Genomic DNA, 20,191 nt, shown 5'->3' with positions numbered 1-20,191 from the left:
TGGAGCTGAGAGGTGCCTGAGACCCCGCTGTGTGAGAACCACGATCTTGATGTCGAAAACCTGATCGAGCTCACGAGGAAGCGATCGGACACGACGAGCACGAGCCACTCGCGGCACGCGAACCGCGGGCGTGGGAGCTACACGGACCGCAGCCGTTCGGCCATCTGTTCCGGGGTCACGTCGTTGATCCAGACGCCCATGCCGGATTCCGAACCGGCCAAGTATTTGAGCTTGTCCGCCGACCGCAGCACCGAGAACACCTCCAGATGCAGCCAGGACAGTTCCCGTCCGGTGTTCACCGGTGCCTGGTGCCAGGCCGCGATGTAGGGCAGCGGGCGATCGTAGAGCCCGTCCAGCCGCCGCAGCAGTTCGAGGTAGGTCACCGCGAAATCGTCCCGCTCGGCCTCGTCGAGTTCGGTCATGTCCGGGACCTGGCGGTGCGGAACAACATGGACCTCCACCGGCCACCGCGCGGCCGGCGGGACGAACGCGGTCCAGTGTTCGGACTCGACGATCACCCGCTCGCCACTCGCCCGCTCGGCGGCGAGCACGTCCCCGAGGACCGGGCGCTCGTGCTCGTCGAAGTATTCGCGCGCGGTCGCCAGCATGCGCTCGGTCTTGGGCGTGACGAACGGGTAACCGTAGATCTGCCCGTGCGGGTGGTGCAGGGTCACACCGATCTCTTCACCCCGGTTCTCGAAGCAGAACACCTGCTCGACGCCCGGTGTGCGGGACAGTTCACGGGTCCGGTCGGCCCACGCGTCGACAACGGTGCGGACCCTGGCGGGTTCGAGCGCACCGAACGAGCTGTTGTGGTCGGCGGTGAAGCAAACCACCTCACAACGTCCGCGCGCGGGCGCGGCCGCAACCATCGACGTGCCTTCCACGGTCCCGGAAGCGGCACCGCTGCCGTTCGCGAACGACGGGAACTGGTTCTCGAAAACGACCACCTCGTAGTCGGTTTCCGGAACCTCGCTGGGACGTTCGGGAGTGCTCGGGCACAACGGGCACTGGGCTGCCGGCGGTTTGTAGGTGCGGGACTGCCGGTGGGCGGCCATCGCGACCCACTCCCCGGTCAGCGGATCCCGCCGCATCTCCGAGGCCGGTGACTGCGCGGGCAGCTCCCGCGTGTCGACGGCATCGCGCACCACCGAAGGGTCGGAATCGAAGTAGATGATCTCCCGGCCGTCGGCGAGACGTCGTGCGGTCCTCTTCAACGTGATCCTTCCTTCGTGCCACCGGAAGCGTCGGCGACCATGACCGTCGGCACCTGCTCGTCGAGCACCTGCCGGGCCTCCGATGGCAGACCGTCGTCGGTGACCAGCACGTCGACCTGGTCCAGGTTGACGATCGTGGATATCCCGACCGTCGACCACTTCTCGTGGTCCGCGACTACCACCAGGCGCCCGGCGGCTTGTGCGAGTGCCCGATCGGTTTCGCCCTCGTTGAGGTTCGGGGTGGTGAACCCCGCCTTGGCGGACATCCCGTGGACACCGAGGAACACCATGTCGAGGTGCAGCGAGCGCAACGCCTGTACCGCGACCGGCCCGACCAGGGCGTCCGACGGGGTCCGCACCCCGCCGGTCAGCACGACGGTCCGGTCCGTGCGGTTGCGCTGCTGCAGGACGTCGGCGATGCGGACGGAATTGGTCACCACGGTCAGGTCGGGGACTTCGTCGAGGTGTTTGGCCAGCGTCCACGTGGTGGTTCCCGCCGACAGGCCGATCGCCATGCCGGGGTGGACCAGCGTCGCCGCGAGCGCGGCAACGGCTTCCTTCTCCGCGAGCTGGCGCACCGACTTCGCTTCGAAACCGGGCTCATCGGTGCTGGGGCCGCCCGTCGAGGTCGCGCCGCCGTAGACCTTCTCCACCAGCCCGCGCTTGGCGAGCGCGTCGAGGTCCCTGCGAATGGTCATGTCCGAGACGCCCAACCGCAGAACGAGCTCGCTGACCTGCACCGCGCCGGTTCGGCGCACCTCGTCGAGGATCATCTCCTGGCGCTGACGTGCGAGCACTCCACCCATCCTGTCCTCAACCCGTTCCCGCTGGGAACAAGTTCTTCCTGCACACTTCAACAGGTCAAGTCAACAGAAACAAACACTACTGGAGGATAGATCCAGGAGAAAGTCCGGGTATATCAACACACAACCCGAGGTTTGTGTTCAATGGTGTTGAATCTCTCGGGCTCAGGCCGCCGACCCCGGCAGTCGCATGCGCAGCAACGCACCGCCTTCGGGCGCCGCCCCCGCCCACACGACCCCGCCGTGACGCTCGGCGACCTGCTTGACGATCGACAATCCCAGCCCCGAGCCCGGCAACGTGCGCCCCTCGGACGAGCGGTAAAAGCGTTCGAACACGAACGGAAGGTCGCTCGGGGCGATCCCCGGACCGGTGTCGGCGACTTCCAAGTTCGCGAACCCCGCACCGTCCGGACGCAGCTGGACCCGGACCGTGTCCCCGTCGCGGCTCCACTTGGCCGCGTTGTCCAGCAGGTTGAGCACCGCGCGTTCCAGCGCGGTCGCATCCCCCATCATCGTCCACGGCTCCAGCCGCACGTCGAACTCGACGCCCGACGCGCGCCTGCGAGCCCGGCTCAACGCACGTTCGACCACGTCGACCAGGTCGACCGGTTCGTGCACGGTCTGCGGAGCGTCCTCCCGCGCGAGTTCCACCAGGTCGCCGACGAGTGCGGACAACTCGGTGATCTGGCCGCGCACGTCGGCGAACATCTCGTCCCGATCCTCTTCCGCCAGCGTCGGGGTATCCGGCCGGGCCGAGGCCATCAGCAGTTCCAGATTGGTGCGTAACGAGGTCAGCGGGGTCCGCAGTTCGTGTCCGGCGTCGGCCACCAGGCGCCGTTGCTGCTCCTGCGACTCGGCGACCGCGCCCAGCATCCGGTTGAAGCTCGCGGTCAGCCGGGCGAGTTCGTCGTCCCCGGCCACCGGGATCGGGCGCAAGTCACCGGTGAGCGCGACGCGTTCGGTCGCCGCCGTCAGGCGCTGCACCGGCCGCAACCCGGCTCTGGCCACAGCCGTCCCCGCTGCCGCGGCGAGCAAACTGCCCGCGCCACCCATCACGATGAGCACGATGCTCAGCTGCGCCAGGGTGGCCTTCGTCGGGCGCAGCGACTGGGACATCACCACCGCGCCGTTGTCGGACGGCACGGCCACCACTCGGCTGTCGGTGGCGTCGTCGGTGCGGATCGACAGCTGGCTGCGGCCCCGTGCGACGGCCAGCTCCGCTCGACTCGTCGGCGGGTTGTTCCTGGCGCTCTCCAGCACCGATCCGTCCGGTGCGAGCAGGGTGATCCGCAGGTCCGCGGCCGCGTAGAACGCCACCGGCAGCGTCTGCACACCGGGTCCACCGACCAGCGGCCCGGCTTCCGCCTCGACGGCGCGACGCACCAAGCTGTCGTCGAGTTGCTGGTAGAGGCTGTCCCGCACGGTGAAGAACGCCGCTACCGAGACCAGCGCCACCGCACCCGCCACGCAGAGCGCCGCGAGGAGCGTGACGCGATTCCGCAACGAGACCCGATGCCACCATCCGACGCGGTGCACACCGACGTCGAGATCGACGAGGTCGGGCGGGGGTGGGGCCGGTTTGCTCACGGAGGGGTCTCCCGCAGTACGTAGCCGACGCCGCGCACGGTGTGCAGCAGCCGGGGTTCCCCGTCCGCCTCGGTCTTGCGGCGCAGGTACCCGACGTAGACCTCCAGCGCGTTGCCGGAGGTCGGGAAGTCGTAGCCCCAGACGTCCTCGAGCAGTCTGCTGCGGGTCAGCACCTGCTTCGGGTGGGCCATCAGCAGTTCCAGCAGCGCGAACTCGGTCCGGGTGAGGCTTATCGGTCGGTCGCCACGACGGACTTCGCGGGTTCCCGGATCGAGTTCCAGGTCGGCGAAGCGCAGCGGTTCGGGCCACTCGTCCTGCGGAAGATCCGGCGTGGCCCTGCGCAGCAGGGCGCGCAATCGTGCCAGCAGCTCTTCCAGGGCGAAGGGCTTGGGCAGGTAGTCATCGGCTCCCGCGTCCAGCCCGGCGACTCGGTCGGAAACCGCATCACGAGCCGTCAGCACCAGGATCGGCAGGTCGTCACCAGTGCTGCGCAGGCGCCGGGCGACCTCCAGACCGTCCAGCTTCGGCATCATGACGTCGAGGACCACCGCGTCCGGCCGTTGCTCGCCCAGCCAGTCCAAAGCTTGTTGACCGTCCGCGGCGAGCTCCACCTGGTATCCGTTGAACTGCAACGACCTACGCAGTGACTCGCGCACGGCCCGGTCGTCATCGACGACGAGGATGCGCATGCCCTCAGTCTTACGCGACAGCCTGAGAACTGCCTGAGAGGTGCCTGTGCGCGGGGCGTCCGTCCGGTTCCTGTGACTTGTCTCTCCGCTCCCCGGCCCGGCGCGGTTCCGCACGAGCCGATACCCGCGCGGAACCGCGAACACGCCGCCCGACGACGGGTCAGCGGGTGTGGAAGTAGCGGACGAGTTCGCGGGGGACGAGCTTGCGCTCGCCGTCGACCACGATCGGAACCAGCTGCGGCGCGGACGCCTTCCACTGCGACCGCCGGTGGCGGGTGTTGCTCCGCGACATCTTGCGCTTCGGTACCGCCATCAGTTCGCCTCCGTGCCCTGCTCGTTCCTGCCGGTGCCTTCCGGGCGCTGCCGCGAGCCGTAGCGGCGGCGGAACTTCTCGACCCGCCCCTCGCTGTCGAGCACCTGGTTCCGCCCGGTCCAGAACGGGTGCGAATCGGCGGTGATGTCGACGACGATCAGCGGATACGTTTCGCCGTCCTCCCATTCCACGTAGCGGTCGGAGGTGCTCGTCGATCTCGTCAGGAACCGGGTGCCGGTGTTGGTGTCCGCGAACACGACCGGTCGGTACTCGGGATGGATACGTGGCTTCACTGTTCTCCTCTCCACTCGCCCGGCCGGATGCCGGGCTGCTCGTCGTCGACCGACCACGCCTCGGGCCGGTCAGGAACGCCCCTGTTCGGAGGCCACGTCGGAAACCTCGTCGCCCGCGTCGGCGCACGGATCGACGTGCCACTCCCCGAACGGGTCCTCGTAGGCCGCCCAGGCCGACTCGCCCGCGGCGAGTTCCTCGTCGGTGAGCAGCGCGGCCTCCAGCGCGCCGGTGATCTCCGCCGGGTCGGCTTCATGCGCGATAACCACGAGTTCTTGCATCCGGTCGCCGTAGGGGTCGGCCCAGTTGACCGATGCCCGGAGCCTGCGGTCGGGGTCGATGTCCGCCCATTCGGAGGACGGCAGCGCTGCCAACCAGGGCCCGGCGTGACCGACGCCGAGTCCTCCCCCGGCGGATTCGAGCCACAGCACGGTGTCGGGTTGGCTGGCGACCCAGACGCGCCCGCGAGTGCGCACGACTCCTTCGAGCAGCACGTCCAGGGCGTCGTGCAGACGTTGCGGGTGGAACGGACGGCGCTGTTCGAACAGCACGAGCGAGACGCCGAGTTCGGCTCTGAAGTCGGGGTGGCCCCGCAGCAGGTGACCGTGCGGTCCGTCCACCTCCCCGCGTCGGGCGCTCTCCGGGACGCCTGCCAGTAGCTCGGACATGTCGAGACCGCTCATCGACGTCCGCACCGCGTCCGGCGTGAGCCTGCTGATCACGGTTTCGGTCCGAGCCGCCTGCCACTGGTCGGTTTCGGCCGCGGCGAGCACGACGGCGTCGGCGAACTCGACCTGGCCGACGGCGACCTGGGCGAGCGTCCGTTCGTCCTCGGCGCTGCCGCCGAGTCCGCGTTCGGTGAGCGGTTCGTCGCCGCTGACATCGGTCAGCCAGCTCGGCACGTCGACAGCGGTCACCACGGCGCGCAGGTCGAGGTCCGGGCCGACCGGGCGGTCGTCGACGAGCACGTGTTGCAGTGCCCAGCAGATGGCTTCCGGTTCGAGAGCCGGATCCAGCCGCACCACGATCCGCTCCACGTCGGTGGCGCCGGCGAGCTCCCGCAGCAGCGGCAGCAGGTCGTGGCGAAGCGTGCAGGACACGCAGCCGTGGGCGAGCTCCAGGACGGTGGTTCGGTCGTGGTCGCCGTGGCGCAGGCGGCGCCGGACGATGCCCTGGTGGATCTCGCGGAGATCGTGGTGGACGAGCGCGGTTCCGGCCGGGTTCTCCGCACGCGTGGCCTCGGCTGTCGCCGTGACGTGGTCTTCGTGGATTCCGGCGAGCACGATCAGCGGTGTGCGTCGTTCGCCGGTGGCCTGCTCCCGCTCGGGCGGCTCGGGTTCCATCCCCACCTCCACTTGGCAATGGTTTTCATTAGCTGCTCGACACGGTACTCTCCTCGGTGGCTAAATGAAAACGGGTTTCATTATCAAGGAGTGAGCCATGTCCGTCCGCTGCCAAGTCACCGGGAAGGAACCCGGATACGGCAAGCAGGTCTCGCACTCGAACGTGCGCACCAACCGCCGCTGGCTGCCGAACGTGCAGCAACGCCGCTACTGGCTGCCCTCCGAGCGACGCTGGATCCGCCTCCGGCTGTCCACGAAGGGCATCAAGACCATCGACAAACGAGGCATCGAGTCGGTGGTGGCCGACATGCGATCCAGGGGAGAACACGTCTGATGGCCGCAAGCGAGGTCCGCCCGATCATCAAGCTGCGATCCACCGCAGGCACCGGGCACACGTACGTGACCAGGAAAAACCGGCGAAACAACCCGGATCGCATGCGACTGCGCAAATTCGACCCCGTCGCGCGGCGGCACGTCTGGTACCGCGAGGAGAAATAGGAACGATGGCCAAGAAGTCCAAGATCGTCCGTGACCGGCAGCGCCGGGACACCGTCGCCCGCTACGCCACCCGGCGGCGGGAGCTGAAGAAGATCGTCGCGTCGCCGGCGAGCGGCCAGGCCGAACGCGACCGGGCTCTCGCCGAGCTGCGACGCCAGCCGCGGGACGCCAGCGCCACTCGGCTGCGCAACCGCGACGTGATCGACGGTCGCCCGCGCGGCTACTTCCGCAAGTTCGGGCTCTCCCGCGTCCGGCTCCGCGAGCTGGCGCACAACGGCGAACTGCCCGGCGTAGCCAAATCGAGTTGGTGAACCCATGCTCAGGAACGAACGACGCCCCGGAGCGCGAAAGAAGGAGAACCTCCTGCGCAGGGAGGGAGTGGTGGAGGTCGACTGGAAGGACACCGCGCTGCTGCGGAAGTTCCTCTCCGACCGGGGCAAGATCCGGTCGCGCCGCGTCACCGGCCTGACCCCGCAGGAACAGCGCGACGTCGCCAAGGCGATCAAGAACGCGCGGGAAATGGCCCTGCTGCCCCATCGGAGCTCACACAGGTGAGCACCGCACGGCGCGCGTCGTGATCACCGCGCCTCGACCCGCGCGCGGTGAATTCGAGCACGTGTGCCGTTCGGGGCGTTGCCGCGTCCCGAACGGCACACGGCAGGATGTTCCGAATGAGCAATACCCGACGAGTACCTCCGATCAGCGACCACGCGCCGTCCGCCGACCTCTACGACGTGATGCGGCGCCGTCGCGACGTGCGCTCCGAATTCACCGGCGAGGAAATCGACCGCGACACGCTGACCCGCGTCCTCACCGCAGCGCACAGCGCCCCCAGCGTCGGCCTGAGCCAACCTTGGGACTTCGTGCTGGTGCGGGACGAGAACACCCGGCGATCATTCCGCGACCACGTGTTGGCCGAGCGCAGCGTGTTCGAGGCCGACCTCAGCGGCGAGCGGGCCCAGACCTTCTCCAAGATCAAGGTGGAGGGTGTGGTGGAGTCCTCGCTGGGCATCGCCGTCACCTACGACCCCGAGCGCGGTTCGCCCGCGGTCCTCGGCCGGCACGCCATCGCCGACGCGGGCCTGTACTCGGTGTGCCTGGCGATCCAGAACCTGTGGCTGGCCGCGACCGCCGAAGGCCTCGGCGTCGGCTGGGTCAGCTTCTACCGGGAAGACTTCCTGCGGAGGCTGCTGGACATCCCGTCCGGGGTACGCCCGGTAGCCTGGCTCTGCCTCGGGCCGGTACAGGCCCTCGCCGAGACACCTGACCTGGAACGACACGGTTGGCGCGAACGCATGCCGCTGGAGTCTGTCGTCCATCACGAGAAGTACACGCGACGTTCCGCCCGGTAGCCTGGTCGTCGAACGGAGAGCAATCTTCGTCCGGGAAGGACAGCGTCGTCCGTCCCGGCGACGTCGAGCGAGGACGCGGTGCGACTGGCGGATACGCTGCTGGCAGGGCATGTTCCGGCACAGGACCGGAACGTCCGGATACTGCTCGACTCCGCCCGCACTCGGGAAGCCGACGTGGCGTTCGACGAGTTGATCGCCCCCGGCCCGAACTTCGTCGGCAGCCAGTGGAACCGCGCCACGGTGCTGGTGCATCGCGCCACCCTGGCTTGGCGGCTCGATCGGATCGCGCTCAGCATCGAACTCGCCGCCGAAGGCTGGACCGAACTGGACCTGAAGAATCCTTCCGGTACCGGCGCGGCACACACCACCGGCATGATCGGCTACCTGCAGGCGTTGATCGGACGTCGCAGAACCTCGCAGCAGTTCCTGTGCCTGTCCGTGGACCTCGCCCGCGAATCGAACGAGCAGGCGGCATTGACGCACTGCCTGACCAGGCAGGCCAGCATCGTGCTGATCCAGGCCGGCGGACGTCGCTCCCCGGAAGCGGCCCGGGAGGACTTCGACACCGCCCACGCGCTCTTCGACGAGGCACTCTCCTTGTCTTCGCACGGCCAGCTCCGCCGCACGGCACTGGCCGGGCTCGCCCGCGCCATGGCCGCGCGCGACGAACCCGAGCGGGCCCTGCCGCTCGCCCAGGAAGCCGCCCGGCTGAGCGTCGAAGCCGAGGACCAGTTCACCGGTTCGCTGTCGAACTGGGCGATCGCGTCCTGCCACCAGCGGTTGGGCAGCATCGAAACGGCCCGCACATACTTCAGCCGTGCGCTGGAGGGTGCGGAGAACATCCACGACGCGCTGTTTTTGATGCGCTTCTCCTTCGACCTCGCCGACATCTGCCGGGAACTGCGCGACCCGACCGGCGAGGCGGTCGCACTTCGCCGGACCGTGGAAACCAGCCTCAGCGGGGTGCGGACGCTGCAGGAAGGGCTCGGGCAGGCACTGGAACAGCGCCGCGTCGCCGTTCAGGCGCAACGGCTCGCCCTGGCAGCGCAGGAAGTGGCCAACCGCGATTCGCTGACCGGCCTGACCAACCGGCGCGGGCTGCAACAGCACGCCCCCGCCCTGCTGGACCGCACCGCGGCCGCCGGGCGGGTGCCCTGGTTGCTGATGGTCGACGTGGACCAGTTCAAGGAGATCAACGACCTCGCGGGCCACACCACCGGGGATTCGGTGCTGCAGGAGATATCGCGGACGCTGCGCAACGAATGCCGGGCGGGCGACCTCATCTGCCGTTGGGCCGGTGACGAATTCGTGGTGCTGCTGCTCGACTCCGTCGAGGAGGTCTCGGACGCGGGCCCGCGAGCCGCCGAACGGATCCGGGCAGCCGTCGAGGAGCACGACTGGCGCATCCTGCTCCCCAACCTGCCCGAACCCACCGTCAGCATCGGTGTCGCCGCGGGCATGGTCACCTTCGAGCACCTGTTCGCCGCCGCCGACCTCGCCCTCTACCGAGCCAAGCGGGAGGGCCGCAACCGCATCGAAGTGGACCGGACCGGCCCGGCGGAGGACCGCCCCACCATCGCCTGACCTCACCACGCCCACCACGTGTCGGCGCCCGAGGCGCAGCGAGGTACCCTGCAGGAGATCGGCCAAGGTCGATCTCGCCCTCGTAGCTCAGGGGATAGAGCACCGCTCTCCTAAAGCGGGTGTCGGAGGTTCGAATCCTCCCGGGGGCGCAACACCGCAGGTAAGCGATGGTGGGAGCCGATTCCGGCGATGATCGGCCCCCACTTTATCTCCACAGTGGCTCGGCTCTCCAGCTGCATCTTCGCCAGCGCTTCAGCCGCTGAACTGCCCGCCGCCTTCCGGCTCATGTACACGTCCTGGGTCATGCTGACCCGCTCGTGGCCGAGGTAGTCGGCGATCTCCCGGGTGAACAGATCGGCCAAATCCAGCTGGGACCCCCCGGTGTCGAAAGGCCTGCAGGTGCAGGCCTTTCGACTGCGTCCCGGCGAAGGCCTCGCACACCACCCGCGGGCGTTGTTACACGTCAATCCGCAGGTCGCCGCCTCGTCGGATGCTGACTGATGTGTGGATGCAGCACATCGCATGAGCTCTCACTCAGAACGGCCACGGCTGGCGTACGGACTTCGCTGGGCTGTTCGGGTGACGAGTAGAACTACGCTCCACCAGCTGAAATGTGTTCGATACTGTGCGGTCGAGGTGGATCAACGACGTGGGGAGCACCGTGGCTGGCATTGATGTTCCGCCGGAGCTGCTCGAGCGGATGCGGGGCATCCTCGACGGCGGTGCGCACGGCTTGGAAGACATCGCCAACTCACAGCCGCCTGGCATCGACGCGGGGGAATCCACGTCGACCGTGGCCGAAACGCTCGGGTTGCTTATGCAGTCCAGCGCGGGGGCGCTGGCCGGGGTGCAGCAGATGACCAACGACGTTCAGGTCACGCGCGAGACGTACCTGAACAACGACGAAGCCGCAGCGAACCTGTTCGGCCGCCACGAGCAGTAAGAACTACCGGGGGACGAGCAGATGACGGCGGTCAACACGCAGGTTCTCGCGGACCCGTCTTCGGCTCGCGAGGGGGCGCGGTACCTCACGCACTTGAGTACCGCCCATCGCGATGCGGCGACGGCGGTGCACAAGAGCCGTTCGACCTCGGAGGCCGAGTGGGAAGGCGCAGCCGCCGAGGCGTTCCGGGACGAGGCATCACGCAGTGCTCACGATATCGACGAGCTCGCCCGGATCACCGACAAGATCGTACGGGCGCTGGAGAGCTTCGCCGACTACATCGCCACGTGTCTGTCCAGAATGGACCACGCCAGGCAGGTGGCCCGGGAAGGCGGTTTGAGCGTCCGAGGCTGGTAGATCGAAAAGCCGCCAGGTGACCCCACCCAGGCCGCGCCGGAGGGAATGGGAAGCCCGTCGCTGCCGGGTCTCAATCCCGCTCACCAACGGCAACAGGAGCTGGAGGCCAAGCTCGACGCCTGGCGGGAAGCTGAAGGCCTGGTCAACTGGGCCAGACGGCTCGAACGCACCGCCCACGAAGAACTGAACTCCGCTCTGGCCGATGCCAACAACCTCGTCGCATCGCTGACCAAAGCGGCCACCTGGATCGCCAACTCCGTCGCCACCGTGGGAGCACTCCACGGCGCCGCGACGAAACTCCAAAGTATGGCCACCGAGCGACTGCAGTTTGTCGAGCAATTCAGACAACTCTCCGCCAACTCCAGCATGCCAACCGCCGCCCGCGAGGCGCATCTAACCCGCCTCATGTCCAGCATCGGACTCACCCAGCAACAAGCCGACTCCAACGCAGGCGCACTGGCCAACCTCGGCAACACCAAAACCGGCAACCTCGCGTTCAACCCGCTGACCAAGAACTTCGGCGGCTCGAAACCGGGTGTCTTACGAGAAATCGGCCGCATGGGATCAGTCCCTACGTTCATCCTCACCGGCATCGAATCCGGCCGACAGATCATCGTCGAAGGCAAACCCGTCGGCAAGACATTGAAAACCAACTTCGAAGTATGGGGAGTCGGAGCCCTCACAGGTGGAGGCGCTGCGGCCGCTGCTACGACGGCCGGGTTCGCAGGCGGACCAGTAACACTGGTGGGTGTTGGTGTAGGCGTGGCCGGAAGCACCGTCTACGGCTACTTCCAAGACAACACTTGGGAAGACTTCAAACACGACTCCAAGGAAGTCGGCAAAGAATCTCTCGACCAGTACGGCAAATCACAGGAAGAGATGCGTAAGGTCGAGCAGAAGCACCCAGGCTCAGTTCCGTTATCGAAGTGGTAGGCATGCCCAAGTTCCTCAAGCTCGTGCTCGTCCTACTGCTATGCGCCATCGGCATCGCCCCCTTGGCCATCGCACCGGGCGTTGCCGAGTCCCACGGCCTCGAACGCTCTACCGGATCGACGATAGGTGCGTTGATCACGATGGTCTGGTTCGGCCTCATGTGGTGGGTCAGCTACAAGATCACTCGGTGGCAAGCACGTCGCGAGCTTGGCGCAGAAGTCAACCGTCTGCTTGAGCCTTATCGGGATGCCGACGGAGGAAATACCGACCAAGGCAAGCACGAACAATGAGCCAGCCACGCTCGGGACGGATCGTCCTCGTCGGCCTGGTGCTGATGACTGTTCCACTGGTTCCGCTGTGGGTGGCCGGTCCCGCCGCCGCCGCGTTTGGGTGGGACCCGCACGCCGCCGAAGTCGGTAGTGGTGTGCTCGCGGCACTGTTATTCGTCGGGATGGCTGGGATCGCGTGGGAACTCATTCGCCGCGCCCAAGATGCCGACGAGCAGTAGCGACAATCAGGGAGCCGAGTGGTGGGCAACGCGGACATATTCTCCCCCGATGACCAAGGCGTCGCGCCTGCGGTGTTCGGCGCGGAGGGACTCGACGAGGACGAACTTGCGGACGAGCTTGAGGCCGACTCCAACCCCGCGGAGACAACACCCCCACAACCCCAGGAGCAAGCATTCGTCATCCCCGCTGAAGAGGCCACCCCGCCGCAAAGCGAGGTAACCGTCCAGCTCGCACGTACTCCCGACGACGAGCTGGTCATGCTGGCCTTCAGCACACCGGAACGACTGGCAGCCTGCCTCGGCAACGAACAACCCTGGATCGCAATCCCGAAGTCAGAACTCCAACCCGTCCAACACGCCTGCGAAGCCGACATCCTGGAAATCGACCCAGTGCTCCCCGCGGACTGATCGCCACTGCAGTACCAAACGGGTCCAGAGCTCGTGTGTTCAGAGTTTCTTTTCTTCATCAAGGGCAGCCCCTCCGGGGCCGCCTGCCTGCTGTCTGGTGCGCCCGGCCAAGCCGGTCGCCGGGCGTGCGGCTGACGCCGATCCCGGCGCCGGCGGCCGGGCGCGAAAGGAAAGCAGGCGGCCAGGAACCACGGAGGGGCCGCCGGGAGCGACGCGCCACACGAAGATCGGCGCACTATATGCACGGGACGGTGTGGCCGCTTGGCGTAGGTGGGCACCTTCACCCTCACCTTGCTTACGATCCGTCAACTCATGCACGGCTCTCCTGCTTGTGGTTGCGTCGCAGGTCCCGACAGACATCAACAGCAGTCTCGACAGAACCTGCCACCAGACAGGGCGTCCGCTCGAATCTCGTCAAGTGACTGTCGAGCAGGGGCCCGGTGACGTAGACAATGATCATGCGTTTGCTCCGACGCCACTACCGACTCCGACCGCCTGTTCGCCATGCCGCTCGTCGTCCACATCGCCCTCATGCTCGCGATGGCCGTCGTCTTAGCCATCGCCCTCGGCTCCGGACTGTGGTGGAGCATCGGCCAACCAAGCGTCATCACCGGCAAGCCCTGGACGGCCAAGGAAAGCTTCGACTTCGTCAAGATTATCCTGGCTCTCGTCGGCGGCATCGGCGCAGTAGTCGCGTTGGTCGTCTCCTACCGAAAACAACGACTCGGAGAGACCGCCGAGAAACGACAAAAGGCTGCCGAATCGAGAGAGGATGCCCGGCTCTTCGGTGAAGACTTCGCCAAAGCGACCGAACAGCTCGGTTCGACGGAGGCGCCGGTCCGGCTGGCGGGCATGTACACCCTCGAACGCCTGGCGCAAAACACGCCCCATCAGCAGCAAACGATCGTCAACGTGCTCTGCGCCTACCTGCGGATGCCCTACACCCCGCCCGACTCCGAACCCGCCGAAGAACACCGGCAGGAGAACGAACGTCGTAAGCACGAACGCGAAGTCCGCCTCACTGCGCAACGCATCCTCGCCACTAACCTTCGCCCCCGTAAGACTTCGAAGGACCAGGCTGATGAGCACTGGAGAGGCATTCACCTCGACCTCACCGGCGCCACCCTCCTCGACTTCGACCTACACGAATGCCAACTCGACAAAGCCCTCTTCACCGGGGCGCAGTTCAAGGGGGACGCCAGCTTCGCCGGGGCGCAGTTCAGCAGGGACACCCGGTTCGACGGGGCGCAGTTCAGCAAGATCGCCTGGTTTTCCGGGGCACAGTTCAGCGGGGACGCCTGGTTTTCCTTGACGCAGTTCAGCAAGGTCGCCTGGTTCCGCGGGGCGCAGTTCAGCGAGGACGCCATCTTTCCAGCGGTGCAGTTCAGCAAGGATGCAAGCTTCCGCGGGACGCAGTTCAGCAAGGACGCCAGCTTCAACGAAATCCGGGTACGGCTCGATGTGACCCAAGACGTGTTGAGCAACCGGACCTGGCCTCAAGGATATGTCGTTACCGCGTGCTCGGAAGATGAGCGCCTGCCCGATGGCGAAGAGCAATGGCGCCACCTGGCACGCGTCGATACTGAAGAAAACGACGCGCACCCCGCTCCCATGGTCGACAGCCCTTGAGGCGCGGTGAGAGGTAGACACAGAGGCGAGCAGTCCCGGAGAGTCCAGTCCACGGGGGTACAAATCCGGTAAGTCTGAGCATGGCGACAGCTCGCAAACAATGACAAGCAACAACAGGGTTTTGCCTGGTCAGAGAGCATTTCGCCCCTGCTGTCGCTGGCCAGTAGATTCCCGAGCTCCAGTACATCACCAAGTGTGGTGCCGAACCCGTTACCGCCGTGCTCAACCAATTGAGGCGCCAAGTGGCCTCGGAGCACATCTGGTGCACACGCCAACGGCAACCAGCCAAAACAATGACAACTAATCAGCACGTCACCGGCCGCACCGCAGGCAGACGAAGCGGCGGAGTCCCTCCGAAAACGGCCACAAAAACCAACAGTAGCTGGCCAGCTGCGCTGCTGGCGCTACTCCTTCGGAGGTTGTGTCGTTCCGGGCTGGGCGTCGAGGGCGTTTTCCCGCCGGCGGGCGAGAAACAGCAGGAGCCCCACCCCTGCCATGACGACGAGCACGATCGCGGTGAAGATCATCAGTGCTGGGCCGAGCAGGTCGGGGCGGAACAGGTACATGGCGCCGAAGACGGCTGCGATCACGAGCAGAAACGTCCAGGCGACTCGGTCCGGGATCGTGGGCCGACGGGTCTGGTGGCGCAGTGCTTCGAACCCGGGGCGCAGTCGGAGCATCCCAGCGGCCAGGTTGTTGATCTTCGCTCCGTTGCGCACGGAATGCGCCATGCCGTTGTAGACCAACGCCCACAGCTCGGCGTTGGTTTCGAGATCACTGATGTAGGTGCGCACACGCCTACCATCGGCATCGTGCAACCGCAGCAACCAGCCGAACCAGACTCCTCGCAGGGTGATGTGGGTGATCCGGTACGTGTCGACCCAGCGACGGTTCACCCGAAGCCAGTCAGCGCCGGCCACGAGCTTGACACTCCACTCGCGCAGCAGCGTGAACACGAACACCACGCCGATGAGACCCCACGAGAAGGGCTCTTCCGCCCAGTCACCGCCCCCATCCATCACCGTGAACGCGATCATCGTGACGAGCGAAAGAAAACCCGCCGTTGCGGGTGCGAGCCACCAGGCATTGCCCTGGACTTCCAAGACCGGACCACGCCCGTCCGGGGATACATCGCTACTTCCCGGCTCCTTGCTCGATCCGCTCGGCATGCTCAGAACGGTCGGCGCAGCCGGCGGACGCGGCTCCCCTGTATGCACGTCCGGCTTGGGCGGCAGCTTCGTCGTCATCAATCAGCGTCCGTGCTCATCAGTCGTAGTAGTGGTGATCAACGTAGTAGCCCACCCCTGCGGCCAGCGCCGTACCGATCAGCAAAGTGCCGCCAGTCGCGGTCACTGCGCCAATGTATCCAGCGGCAGCGGCTCCGGTCATCACAACGCCAACTGCGGCGCTGGTTCCGGTCTGGGCTACCCCCTTCGTAATCGCCTTGTCCGCAGGTACGCCCGCATCGATCTCTTTCTTCACACTACGGACGGCGACGATGCCGCCCACGATGCCTACGCCCTTGACCGATTTCCCGACAATTTGCTTTGCACGACCAGGACCCGGGATCTTGGCATCAACGCTCTTTCCTGGCTGTGCTGCGTTTTGCGCCGTTTTCACCTTCCCTGCCCACACCACTTGATTGGACAGGACTTTTTGCCGGTCCGCTGGTGTCAGCGTCGGGTCGTCAAGTACCGCAAGAGCTCCCTCAGCACGGGCCTGTGATGTGGCAGCCGCCTCCGTCAAGGCCTTGGCGGTCAGATGCGAGCCCGAGTAGGCGCCGGTTAGCATCGGTGCCCACGCCCAGCCTTTGGGCAGGAGGTAGTCACCGAGACCATTGTTGACCTTCAGCGCCGAGACTAACGACTCGTGTGCCTCGGTCTCTTCGCCACGCGCGTCGCGAACGGTACTGAGGACCTCGTTCCAAATATCGACCTTTTCCTGGTAAGCCGCGAGGATTCGCCGGTCTTCTGGCGACCGGTCATTGTCGGCACCTGGGCCGGGGTTATAGAGCTCCACACCGGGTTTCGGTGGCTTTTCGATAGTCGTTGGAGTCACAACCAAACCGCCTCGTTGTGCCACCATGCGAGCTTGGTCAATGCGGCTTGTAACCGTGGCAATCGTGTCGGCGAACTCCTCCACAGCGACCTTGGTGCGGTTCAGGAACTCCGCAACCTGGTCGGCATCACCGCCGTTTCCTGAGACAAGCTCGCGGAACGCTTCACCAGCCTCTCCTCTCCAAACCGCCTCGGAATTCGACTCCGCCTTGTGCAGCCCGGTACCCAAGTCGTGCACCCCATCATGGAGTTTCGCCAGCCAGCGAGCTGCTTCGCGGCACGAACCAGGGTCAGCCTCGACGACCGTATTGACCGAGTGCGGCATCAGTTACCCCCATCGACCTTCGGCAGCTCATCGGCTGCGTTCTGATCGGTCTTGCTGTAGGCCGCGCGCCCAGCAGAAACGTCCTCGGCTGTACGGACCGTTCCATCCAGCAGGCCTGCTGCCGCTCGGAGCAGAGTTGCGATGGAGGCCTGGACCTCCGCTGTGGACTGGCCCGCATTCACTTCGCTAACGGGCTCTTGTGCCGCTGCGCCGAGGCGGTCCGTTGAGGCGTGCATCCCGTTCGCGATCCGATGCAGTGCGTCCGGGGAAACACCGAGGCCGTTCACGAATCTTCCTCCACATTGGTTTTGTGCCGCAGTTCACTAGGCAGCTCGGCGTCCCAGAAGACGAGTTCGGCGCCGGCTTCCTGCTTCACTCCCGATACGCGATCGAGCGACACCGCGATCCACGGCTGCGCGGTGCCGCAGGCCCGCACCAATTCCTCCAGGGAGGAGTACGCCAACATCACCAACCGTCCATCGCTGTCCTGGCGCAGCTCAATCCGCGCCTCACGGTCGTGCAGGCCCACCCGTTGCGACAGGAGGTAGACCGTTTGTGCAGCGTCTTCCGACTCGTATCCCGCGTACTCCGAACCGAACACAGCCGGAGTCGCCGGCTGCCCGAGATCCCCCCACTGCGGGCTACCATCCCAGTTCACAAACACACCTCATCCGACATTGCCTCCGTTGGCACGGTAACGGAGCCATTCCCGTGGCAGTGTTGAGTTGCGTGATCACGCACAGTGGAGATCACTCAGATGGCCGAGTGGCGCAACGGTCGATGCCTACAGGCACAGTGCTGGATGAGTGTGGCGAGGCCATTTGCTGTTTGGACGACCGATCTGGTCTGTTCGAGTGAGGGGTTGGAGCAATCCTTCTCGTTATTCTGACGGTGCTCGGGCCGCTCGATAGTCTTGATCTTGATGGCTAAATTGGATCTTCGTGCGGCGTTCGCCCTGGGGGCTGGGTCGCAGGTCACGGCGCAGCAGGTGTTCACCAACAGGGTCTCGGAGATCGCGGCGTTCGACGGATCGTTGCAAGCATTGGCCTACACGTCGGAAGCAGCGTTGCGCCTAGGGTGCGGTCCTCATCAGGCTGCGGCTCCCGTCCCTGCCGGATTGCTCGGCGACATCCGACGCCAGTGCGGAGCACACACGATTTGTCTGGACACGCCGTTGCCGGAACGTCTGCGGCACGGCGGGGAGGAGTGAGGCATGGCCGGAGATGAAGTCCATGTCGCCCATGACCAGGTGCGGCAGATGGCGTCTGCACTGAGAAGCAGCACGGACGAACTGGACAGCGCGGCGAAGAATGCACCCGACATGCCCGAGGTGAGCACCTCGGCCGAGAAGATGAGCCACACGCTGGGAAAGCTCTCGCAGGCCGCGGCAGGCTTGATCGCCACGATCGACGAAGTCGCGGGCAAGATCGATGCCAGCGACGGGAGCTACGGCGACGTGGACAACCGCAACGCCGAACAGCTGCGGAAAGAATACTACGACGAGTACGCCGGTCGGCCGGACTGAGCGGGGAGTAGGACATGGCCGGGGAACTGGATACCGAGGTCCTGGACAAGCCCGACACGTGTCGGCGCACTGCCGAGTGGTTGGGCAAGCTCGCCAGCGGGATCACCGAAGTGGCCGACACCGCTAGCCAGCAGCGAAGTCCCTCCGAGGGCTTCTGGCAGGGCACTGCGGCGGACGCGGCACGCGGTGAGCTAGGCAGGCACGCCACGAACGCCGACGAGCTGGAAGGCGGGGTCAAAAAGGTCAAGACGGCCCTGGAGGTCTTCGCCGACGAGATCGGCACCGTGAACTCACGAATGGCCGATGCGCGTGGCACCGCCCGTGAAGCCGGATTGGTGATCAACGATACGAAGATCCTGCCGCCGAAACCGAGCCCCTCTGGCCCTGCTGGGCAGCCGAATGGTCCGAGCGGAGCGGCCGAGAAGAAGCAGAAGGCCTTCGAGGCAGCCGGCGAAACGATCGCAGACGCGCGGACAAGCAGGAGGACGCGCACCGCAAGCTCGAAGGCGACCTGCAGGACCCGAACGAGACCTTCAACACCGTCAAGACCCACGTGATGCGGGCCGTGACCGGCGGATTGACCGCGATCAAAACCTCCAGCGACAGCGCCTCCGCCCTCTTCGACAAGGCCGACGCCCTGCAAGGCCAAGCGAAGGACATGGACAAGCTGGCCAAGGCAGCCGACCACAGCAGCGACGCCGCCAAGACCAAGGTCGCCGCCATGCAGACCCAGGCCAAGGCCACGGTCGCTGATGCGCGAGGAGAGAGGACGGGTCGGCTCGCCAAGAAGTTTGGCCGGGTCGGCGACGCCGTCGCTGCGGACGCGAGCACGTACGTGGAGAGCGGTTCCAAAGCCGCGAAAGGGACGCGCTCCGTGCTCCGCGGTGTGCCGTATGCGGGGACAGCAATGACGGTGGGCTCGGAAGTCACCGATTACGTGACCGGCACCGATACGGCTGGAGAGGCCGCAATGGATACCGGTGCCAGCCTCGGCGGAGCCGCAGTCGGCGGCGCGGCCGGTGCTGCGGTCGGCTCGGCGATCTGCCCCGGTGTCGGCACCGTGGTGGGCGGAGCCCTCGGAAGTATGGCCGGGGACTTCCTCGCTACCACAGCAGAGAATGCCTTGACGGGCGAATAGGCGGACGAGGTATGTCGGAGGAGAATCCAGTGCTGCCGGAGCAGTTGCCGCCCCGACCGGACCCGTGGGCGGGTGAACCCCGACCACCGCGAGCGCCGGGGTTCATCAAGTGGGACAAGCCGCCGAAGGACCAGGATTCCGAACGCGATCGCAGTGAACGCCGAAAACCTCAGTCACCGGAGGGATGTGGACCGGTGCTGGAATGGTATCGGCACAGCCAACGTTACGCGATCAGCATGGGCGTCGTCGGCACCGTGCTGATCGGGTTTGGGATTGGCGTGCGACAGGGGCTCGACTACAGCTGGCTCGGGAGCGGATGGATGTGGCTCTTCCTTGCCGTGGCGGGGTTGGGTTTCTACGGGATCTTCCGCAAGGTCGGTGCGGCCGCGGGGGCCGACTGGTTGAAGGTCGGCCGCATGTGGGTGCTGCTGTACGAGCTCACCGAGATCAAAGCCCGCCACCGCGGGGCATCGATGCACCTGGACCTCAAAGACAGCGGCAACCGCAGCCTCCAGGTTCGGTTGGACGAATTGCAGGAGGACCGCGACCTGTGGGACCTGGTCTACAACGGTCTGCTGCACTCGGTACTCATCAACGGCGCGACAACGAACCACACGGTGCACTCGCGACTGAAAGTGCCCGAACCGCCGGAGTGAGCCAGCTTCTCAGTCCGAAGTCGAGTTCAGATCAA

The 20,191-nt window shown here is 66.1% G+C and carries 29 protein-coding genes and 1 tRNA gene; 19 read left to right on the top strand and 11 right to left on the bottom strand.

What is annotated here, in order from left to right; genetic code table 11:
* Positions 1–137 precede the first annotated feature (137 nt).
* From galT to mrf, 7 genes are all read right to left on the bottom strand, one after another.
* A complete protein-coding gene (gene galT, locus ACYVAN_RS07405; RefSeq protein WP_460957052.1) occupies positions 138–1,217 on the bottom strand; it encodes a galactose-1-phosphate uridylyltransferase in 1,080 nt (359 codons plus the stop codon).
* On the bottom strand, positions 1,214–2,023 hold the full coding sequence (locus ACYVAN_RS07400; RefSeq protein ID WP_460957050.1) for a DeoR/GlpR family DNA-binding transcription regulator: 810 nt from the start codon (positions 2,021–2,023) through the stop codon (positions 1,214–1,216). Before ACYVAN_RS07400 ends, galT begins: the two co-directional genes overlap by 4 nt.
* Positions 2,024–2,185: 162 nt before the next feature.
* Complete coding sequence (locus tag ACYVAN_RS07395; RefSeq protein ID WP_460957048.1) at positions 2,186–3,607, bottom strand: sensor histidine kinase; 1,422 nt, start codon at positions 3,605–3,607, stop codon at positions 2,186–2,188.
* A complete protein-coding gene (locus tag ACYVAN_RS07390; protein WP_460957046.1) occupies positions 3,604–4,296 on the bottom strand; it encodes a response regulator transcription factor in 693 nt (230 codons plus the stop codon). Before ACYVAN_RS07390 ends, ACYVAN_RS07395 begins: the two co-directional genes overlap by 4 nt.
* 160 nt (positions 4,297–4,456) lie before the next feature.
* Positions 4,457–4,609 (bottom strand): 50S ribosomal protein L32, encoded by a 153-nt coding sequence (gene rpmF / locus ACYVAN_RS07385; protein WP_460957044.1) that lies wholly within the window; start codon positions 4,607–4,609, stop codon positions 4,457–4,459.
* Entirely contained in the window at positions 4,609–4,902 is a 294-nt protein-coding gene (locus ACYVAN_RS07380) for a type B 50S ribosomal protein L31 (protein WP_460957042.1), read from the bottom strand. The genes rpmF and ACYVAN_RS07380 overlap by 1 nt, the downstream gene beginning before the upstream one ends.
* Positions 4,903–4,971: 69 nt before the next feature.
* A complete protein-coding gene (gene mrf / locus ACYVAN_RS07375) occupies positions 4,972–6,243 on the bottom strand; it encodes a ribosome hibernation factor-recruiting GTPase MRF (RefSeq protein WP_460957040.1) in 1,272 nt (423 codons plus the stop codon).
* A gap of 97 nt (positions 6,244–6,340) precedes the next feature.
* Between mrf and rpmB the strand changes: the two genes are divergently transcribed.
* From rpmB to ACYVAN_RS07305, 14 genes are all read left to right on the top strand, one after another.
* The gene (gene rpmB, locus ACYVAN_RS07370) at positions 6,341–6,577 is read left to right on the top strand and encodes a 50S ribosomal protein L28 (RefSeq protein WP_460957038.1); all 237 of its coding nucleotides are present in this window, start codon (positions 6,341–6,343) and stop codon (positions 6,575–6,577) included.
* Positions 6,577–6,741 carry a 50S ribosomal protein L33 gene (rpmG, locus tag ACYVAN_RS07365; protein ID WP_460957036.1) on the top strand — a complete coding sequence of 55 codons (165 nt, stop codon included), beginning with the start codon at positions 6,577–6,579 and terminating at the stop codon, positions 6,739–6,741. Before rpmB ends, rpmG begins: the two co-directional genes overlap by 1 nt.
* A gap of 5 nt (positions 6,742–6,746) precedes the next feature.
* Positions 6,747–7,052 (top strand): 30S ribosomal protein S14, encoded by a 306-nt coding sequence (gene rpsN / locus ACYVAN_RS07360; protein ID WP_460957034.1) that lies wholly within the window; start codon positions 6,747–6,749, stop codon positions 7,050–7,052.
* Between the two features lie 4 nt (positions 7,053–7,056).
* Positions 7,057–7,296, top strand: coding sequence for a 30S ribosomal protein S18 (gene rpsR, locus ACYVAN_RS07355; RefSeq protein ID WP_460957032.1), 240 nt, complete (start codon positions 7,057–7,059; stop codon positions 7,294–7,296).
* 116 nt (positions 7,297–7,412) lie between these two features.
* A complete protein-coding gene (bluB, locus tag ACYVAN_RS07350) occupies positions 7,413–8,093 on the top strand; it encodes a 5,6-dimethylbenzimidazole synthase (RefSeq protein WP_460957030.1) in 681 nt (226 codons plus the stop codon).
* 78 nt (positions 8,094–8,171) lie between these two features.
* The gene (locus tag ACYVAN_RS07345) at positions 8,172–9,677 is read left to right on the top strand and encodes a GGDEF domain-containing protein (RefSeq protein ID WP_460957028.1); all 1,506 of its coding nucleotides are present in this window, start codon (positions 8,172–8,174) and stop codon (positions 9,675–9,677) included.
* 76 nt (positions 9,678–9,753) lie between these two features.
* A tRNA-Arg gene (locus ACYVAN_RS07340) sits at positions 9,754–9,826 on the top strand.
* Between the two features lie 512 nt (positions 9,827–10,338).
* The gene (locus ACYVAN_RS07335; protein WP_460957026.1) at positions 10,339–10,620 is read left to right on the top strand and encodes a hypothetical protein; all 282 of its coding nucleotides are present in this window, start codon (positions 10,339–10,341) and stop codon (positions 10,618–10,620) included.
* Between the two features lie 21 nt (positions 10,621–10,641).
* Positions 10,642–10,977: a hypothetical protein gene (locus ACYVAN_RS07330; RefSeq protein ID WP_460957024.1), complete on the top strand. Its 336-nt coding sequence runs from the start codon at positions 10,642–10,644 to the stop codon at positions 10,975–10,977.
* Between the two features lie 45 nt (positions 10,978–11,022).
* Entirely contained in the window at positions 11,023–11,910 is an 888-nt protein-coding gene (locus ACYVAN_RS07325) for a hypothetical protein (RefSeq protein ID WP_460957022.1), read from the top strand.
* Between the two features lie 2 nt (positions 11,911–11,912).
* Positions 11,913–12,200: a hypothetical protein gene (locus tag ACYVAN_RS07320; protein ID WP_460957020.1), complete on the top strand. Its 288-nt coding sequence runs from the start codon at positions 11,913–11,915 to the stop codon at positions 12,198–12,200.
* Positions 12,197–12,418 carry a hypothetical protein gene (locus ACYVAN_RS07315; RefSeq protein WP_460957018.1) on the top strand — a complete coding sequence of 74 codons (222 nt, stop codon included), beginning with the start codon at positions 12,197–12,199 and terminating at the stop codon, positions 12,416–12,418. The genes ACYVAN_RS07320 and ACYVAN_RS07315 overlap by 4 nt, the downstream gene beginning before the upstream one ends.
* A 21-nt stretch (positions 12,419–12,439) precedes the next feature.
* Complete coding sequence (locus ACYVAN_RS07310; protein WP_460957016.1) at positions 12,440–12,826, top strand: SAV_915 family protein; 387 nt, start codon at positions 12,440–12,442, stop codon at positions 12,824–12,826.
* 504 nt (positions 12,827–13,330) lie between these two features.
* On the top strand, positions 13,331–14,455 hold the full coding sequence (locus ACYVAN_RS07305) for a pentapeptide repeat-containing protein (RefSeq protein ID WP_460957013.1): 1,125 nt from the start codon (positions 13,331–13,333) through the stop codon (positions 14,453–14,455).
* Positions 14,456–14,859: 404 nt separating this feature from the next.
* On the opposite strand, the gene ACYVAN_RS07300 is transcribed toward ACYVAN_RS07305, so the two are convergent.
* The 4 genes from ACYVAN_RS07300 to ACYVAN_RS07285 all read right to left on the bottom strand — a co-directional run bounded on the left by ACYVAN_RS07300 (position 14,860) and on the right by ACYVAN_RS07285 (position 17,495).
* Positions 14,860–15,624: a hypothetical protein gene (locus ACYVAN_RS07300; RefSeq protein WP_460957011.1), complete on the bottom strand. Its 765-nt coding sequence runs from the start codon at positions 15,622–15,624 to the stop codon at positions 14,860–14,862.
* 97 nt (positions 15,625–15,721) lie between these two features.
* Positions 15,722–16,837: a WXG100 family type VII secretion target gene (locus ACYVAN_RS07295; protein WP_460957009.1), complete on the bottom strand. Its 1,116-nt coding sequence runs from the start codon at positions 16,835–16,837 to the stop codon at positions 15,722–15,724.
* On the bottom strand, positions 16,837–17,124 hold the full coding sequence (locus ACYVAN_RS07290; RefSeq protein ID WP_460957007.1) for a hypothetical protein: 288 nt from the start codon (positions 17,122–17,124) through the stop codon (positions 16,837–16,839). Before ACYVAN_RS07290 ends, ACYVAN_RS07295 begins: the two co-directional genes overlap by 1 nt.
* Entirely contained in the window at positions 17,121–17,495 is a 375-nt protein-coding gene (locus ACYVAN_RS07285; protein ID WP_460957005.1) for an SAV_915 family protein, read from the bottom strand. Before ACYVAN_RS07285 ends, ACYVAN_RS07290 begins: the two co-directional genes overlap by 4 nt.
* Before the next feature lie 264 nt (positions 17,496–17,759).
* Between ACYVAN_RS07285 and ACYVAN_RS07280 the strand changes: the two genes are divergently transcribed.
* The 5 genes from ACYVAN_RS07280 to ACYVAN_RS07260 are packed head-to-tail and all read left to right on the top strand — an operon-like array spanning position 17,760 to position 20,156.
* Positions 17,760–18,047, top strand: coding sequence for an SAV_915 family protein (locus ACYVAN_RS07280; protein ID WP_460957003.1), 288 nt, complete (start codon positions 17,760–17,762; stop codon positions 18,045–18,047).
* A 3-nt stretch (positions 18,048–18,050) separates the two neighbouring features.
* A complete protein-coding gene (locus ACYVAN_RS07275) occupies positions 18,051–18,362 on the top strand; it encodes a hypothetical protein (RefSeq protein ID WP_460957001.1) in 312 nt (103 codons plus the stop codon).
* A gap of 14 nt (positions 18,363–18,376) precedes the next feature.
* On the top strand, positions 18,377–18,919 hold the full coding sequence (locus ACYVAN_RS07270) for a hypothetical protein (protein ID WP_460956999.1): 543 nt from the start codon (positions 18,377–18,379) through the stop codon (positions 18,917–18,919).
* A complete protein-coding gene (locus ACYVAN_RS07265; RefSeq protein ID WP_460956997.1) occupies positions 18,919–19,500 on the top strand; it encodes a hypothetical protein in 582 nt (193 codons plus the stop codon). The genes ACYVAN_RS07270 and ACYVAN_RS07265 overlap by 1 nt, the downstream gene beginning before the upstream one ends.
* A 29-nt stretch (positions 19,501–19,529) precedes the next feature.
* Positions 19,530–20,156, top strand: coding sequence for a hypothetical protein (locus tag ACYVAN_RS07260; protein WP_460956995.1), 627 nt, complete (start codon positions 19,530–19,532; stop codon positions 20,154–20,156).
* Positions 20,157–20,191: the final 35 nt, after the last annotated feature.

It is taken from the genome of Parasphingorhabdus pacifica (genome assembly GCF_054779195.1).
Note: the sequence above shows the minus strand (reverse complement) of the source record. Positions and strands in the feature narration are given on the sequence as shown.

Excerpts from the sequence above, each read along its gene's own strand:
- ACYVAN_RS07305 (WP_460957013.1), top strand. The coding sequence starts at position 13,331 with ATGCCGCTCGTCGTCCACATCGCCCTCATGCTCGCGATGGCCGTCGTC.
- ACYVAN_RS07315 (WP_460957018.1), top strand. The coding sequence starts at position 12,197 with ATGAGCCAGCCACGCTCGGGACGGATCGTCCTCGTCGGCCTGGTGCTG.
- ACYVAN_RS07325 (WP_460957022.1), top strand. The coding sequence starts at position 11,023 with ATGGGAAGCCCGTCGCTGCCGGGTCTCAATCCCGCTCACCAACGGCAA.
- rpsR (WP_460957032.1), top strand. The coding sequence starts at position 7,057 with ATGCTCAGGAACGAACGACGCCCCGGAGCGCGAAAGAAGGAGAACCTC.
- ACYVAN_RS07400 (WP_460957050.1), bottom strand. The coding sequence starts at position 2,023 with ATGGGTGGAGTGCTCGCACGTCAGCGCCAGGAGATGATCCTCGACGAG.
- bluB (WP_460957030.1), top strand. The coding sequence starts at position 7,413 with ATGAGCAATACCCGACGAGTACCTCCGATCAGCGACCACGCGCCGTCC.
- ACYVAN_RS07320 (WP_460957020.1), top strand. The coding sequence starts at position 11,913 with ATGCCCAAGTTCCTCAAGCTCGTGCTCGTCCTACTGCTATGCGCCATC.
- ACYVAN_RS07280 (WP_460957003.1), top strand. The coding sequence starts at position 17,760 with ATGGCTAAATTGGATCTTCGTGCGGCGTTCGCCCTGGGGGCTGGGTCG.
- ACYVAN_RS07300 (WP_460957011.1), bottom strand. The coding sequence starts at position 15,624 with ATGCCGAGCGGATCGAGCAAGGAGCCGGGAAGTAGCGATGTATCCCCG.
- ACYVAN_RS07390 (WP_460957046.1), bottom strand. The coding sequence starts at position 4,296 with ATGCGCATCCTCGTCGTCGATGACGACCGGGCCGTGCGCGAGTCACTG.
- ACYVAN_RS07330 (WP_460957024.1), top strand. The coding sequence starts at position 10,642 with ATGACGGCGGTCAACACGCAGGTTCTCGCGGACCCGTCTTCGGCTCGC.
- mrf (WP_460957040.1), bottom strand. The coding sequence starts at position 6,243 with ATGGAACCCGAGCCGCCCGAGCGGGAGCAGGCCACCGGCGAACGACGC.
- ACYVAN_RS07270 (WP_460956999.1), top strand. The coding sequence starts at position 18,377 with ATGGCCGGGGAACTGGATACCGAGGTCCTGGACAAGCCCGACACGTGT.
- ACYVAN_RS07265 (WP_460956997.1), top strand. The coding sequence starts at position 18,919 with ATGCGGGCCGTGACCGGCGGATTGACCGCGATCAAAACCTCCAGCGAC.
- rpsN (WP_460957034.1), top strand. The coding sequence starts at position 6,747 with ATGGCCAAGAAGTCCAAGATCGTCCGTGACCGGCAGCGCCGGGACACC.
- rpmB (WP_460957038.1), top strand. The coding sequence starts at position 6,341 with ATGTCCGTCCGCTGCCAAGTCACCGGGAAGGAACCCGGATACGGCAAG.
- ACYVAN_RS07275 (WP_460957001.1), top strand. The coding sequence starts at position 18,051 with ATGGCCGGAGATGAAGTCCATGTCGCCCATGACCAGGTGCGGCAGATG.
- rpmG (WP_460957036.1), top strand. The coding sequence starts at position 6,577 with ATGGCCGCAAGCGAGGTCCGCCCGATCATCAAGCTGCGATCCACCGCA.
- ACYVAN_RS07295 (WP_460957009.1), bottom strand. The coding sequence starts at position 16,837 with ATGCCGCACTCGGTCAATACGGTCGTCGAGGCTGACCCTGGTTCGTGC.
- rpmF (WP_460957044.1), bottom strand. The coding sequence starts at position 4,609 with ATGGCGGTACCGAAGCGCAAGATGTCGCGGAGCAACACCCGCCACCGG.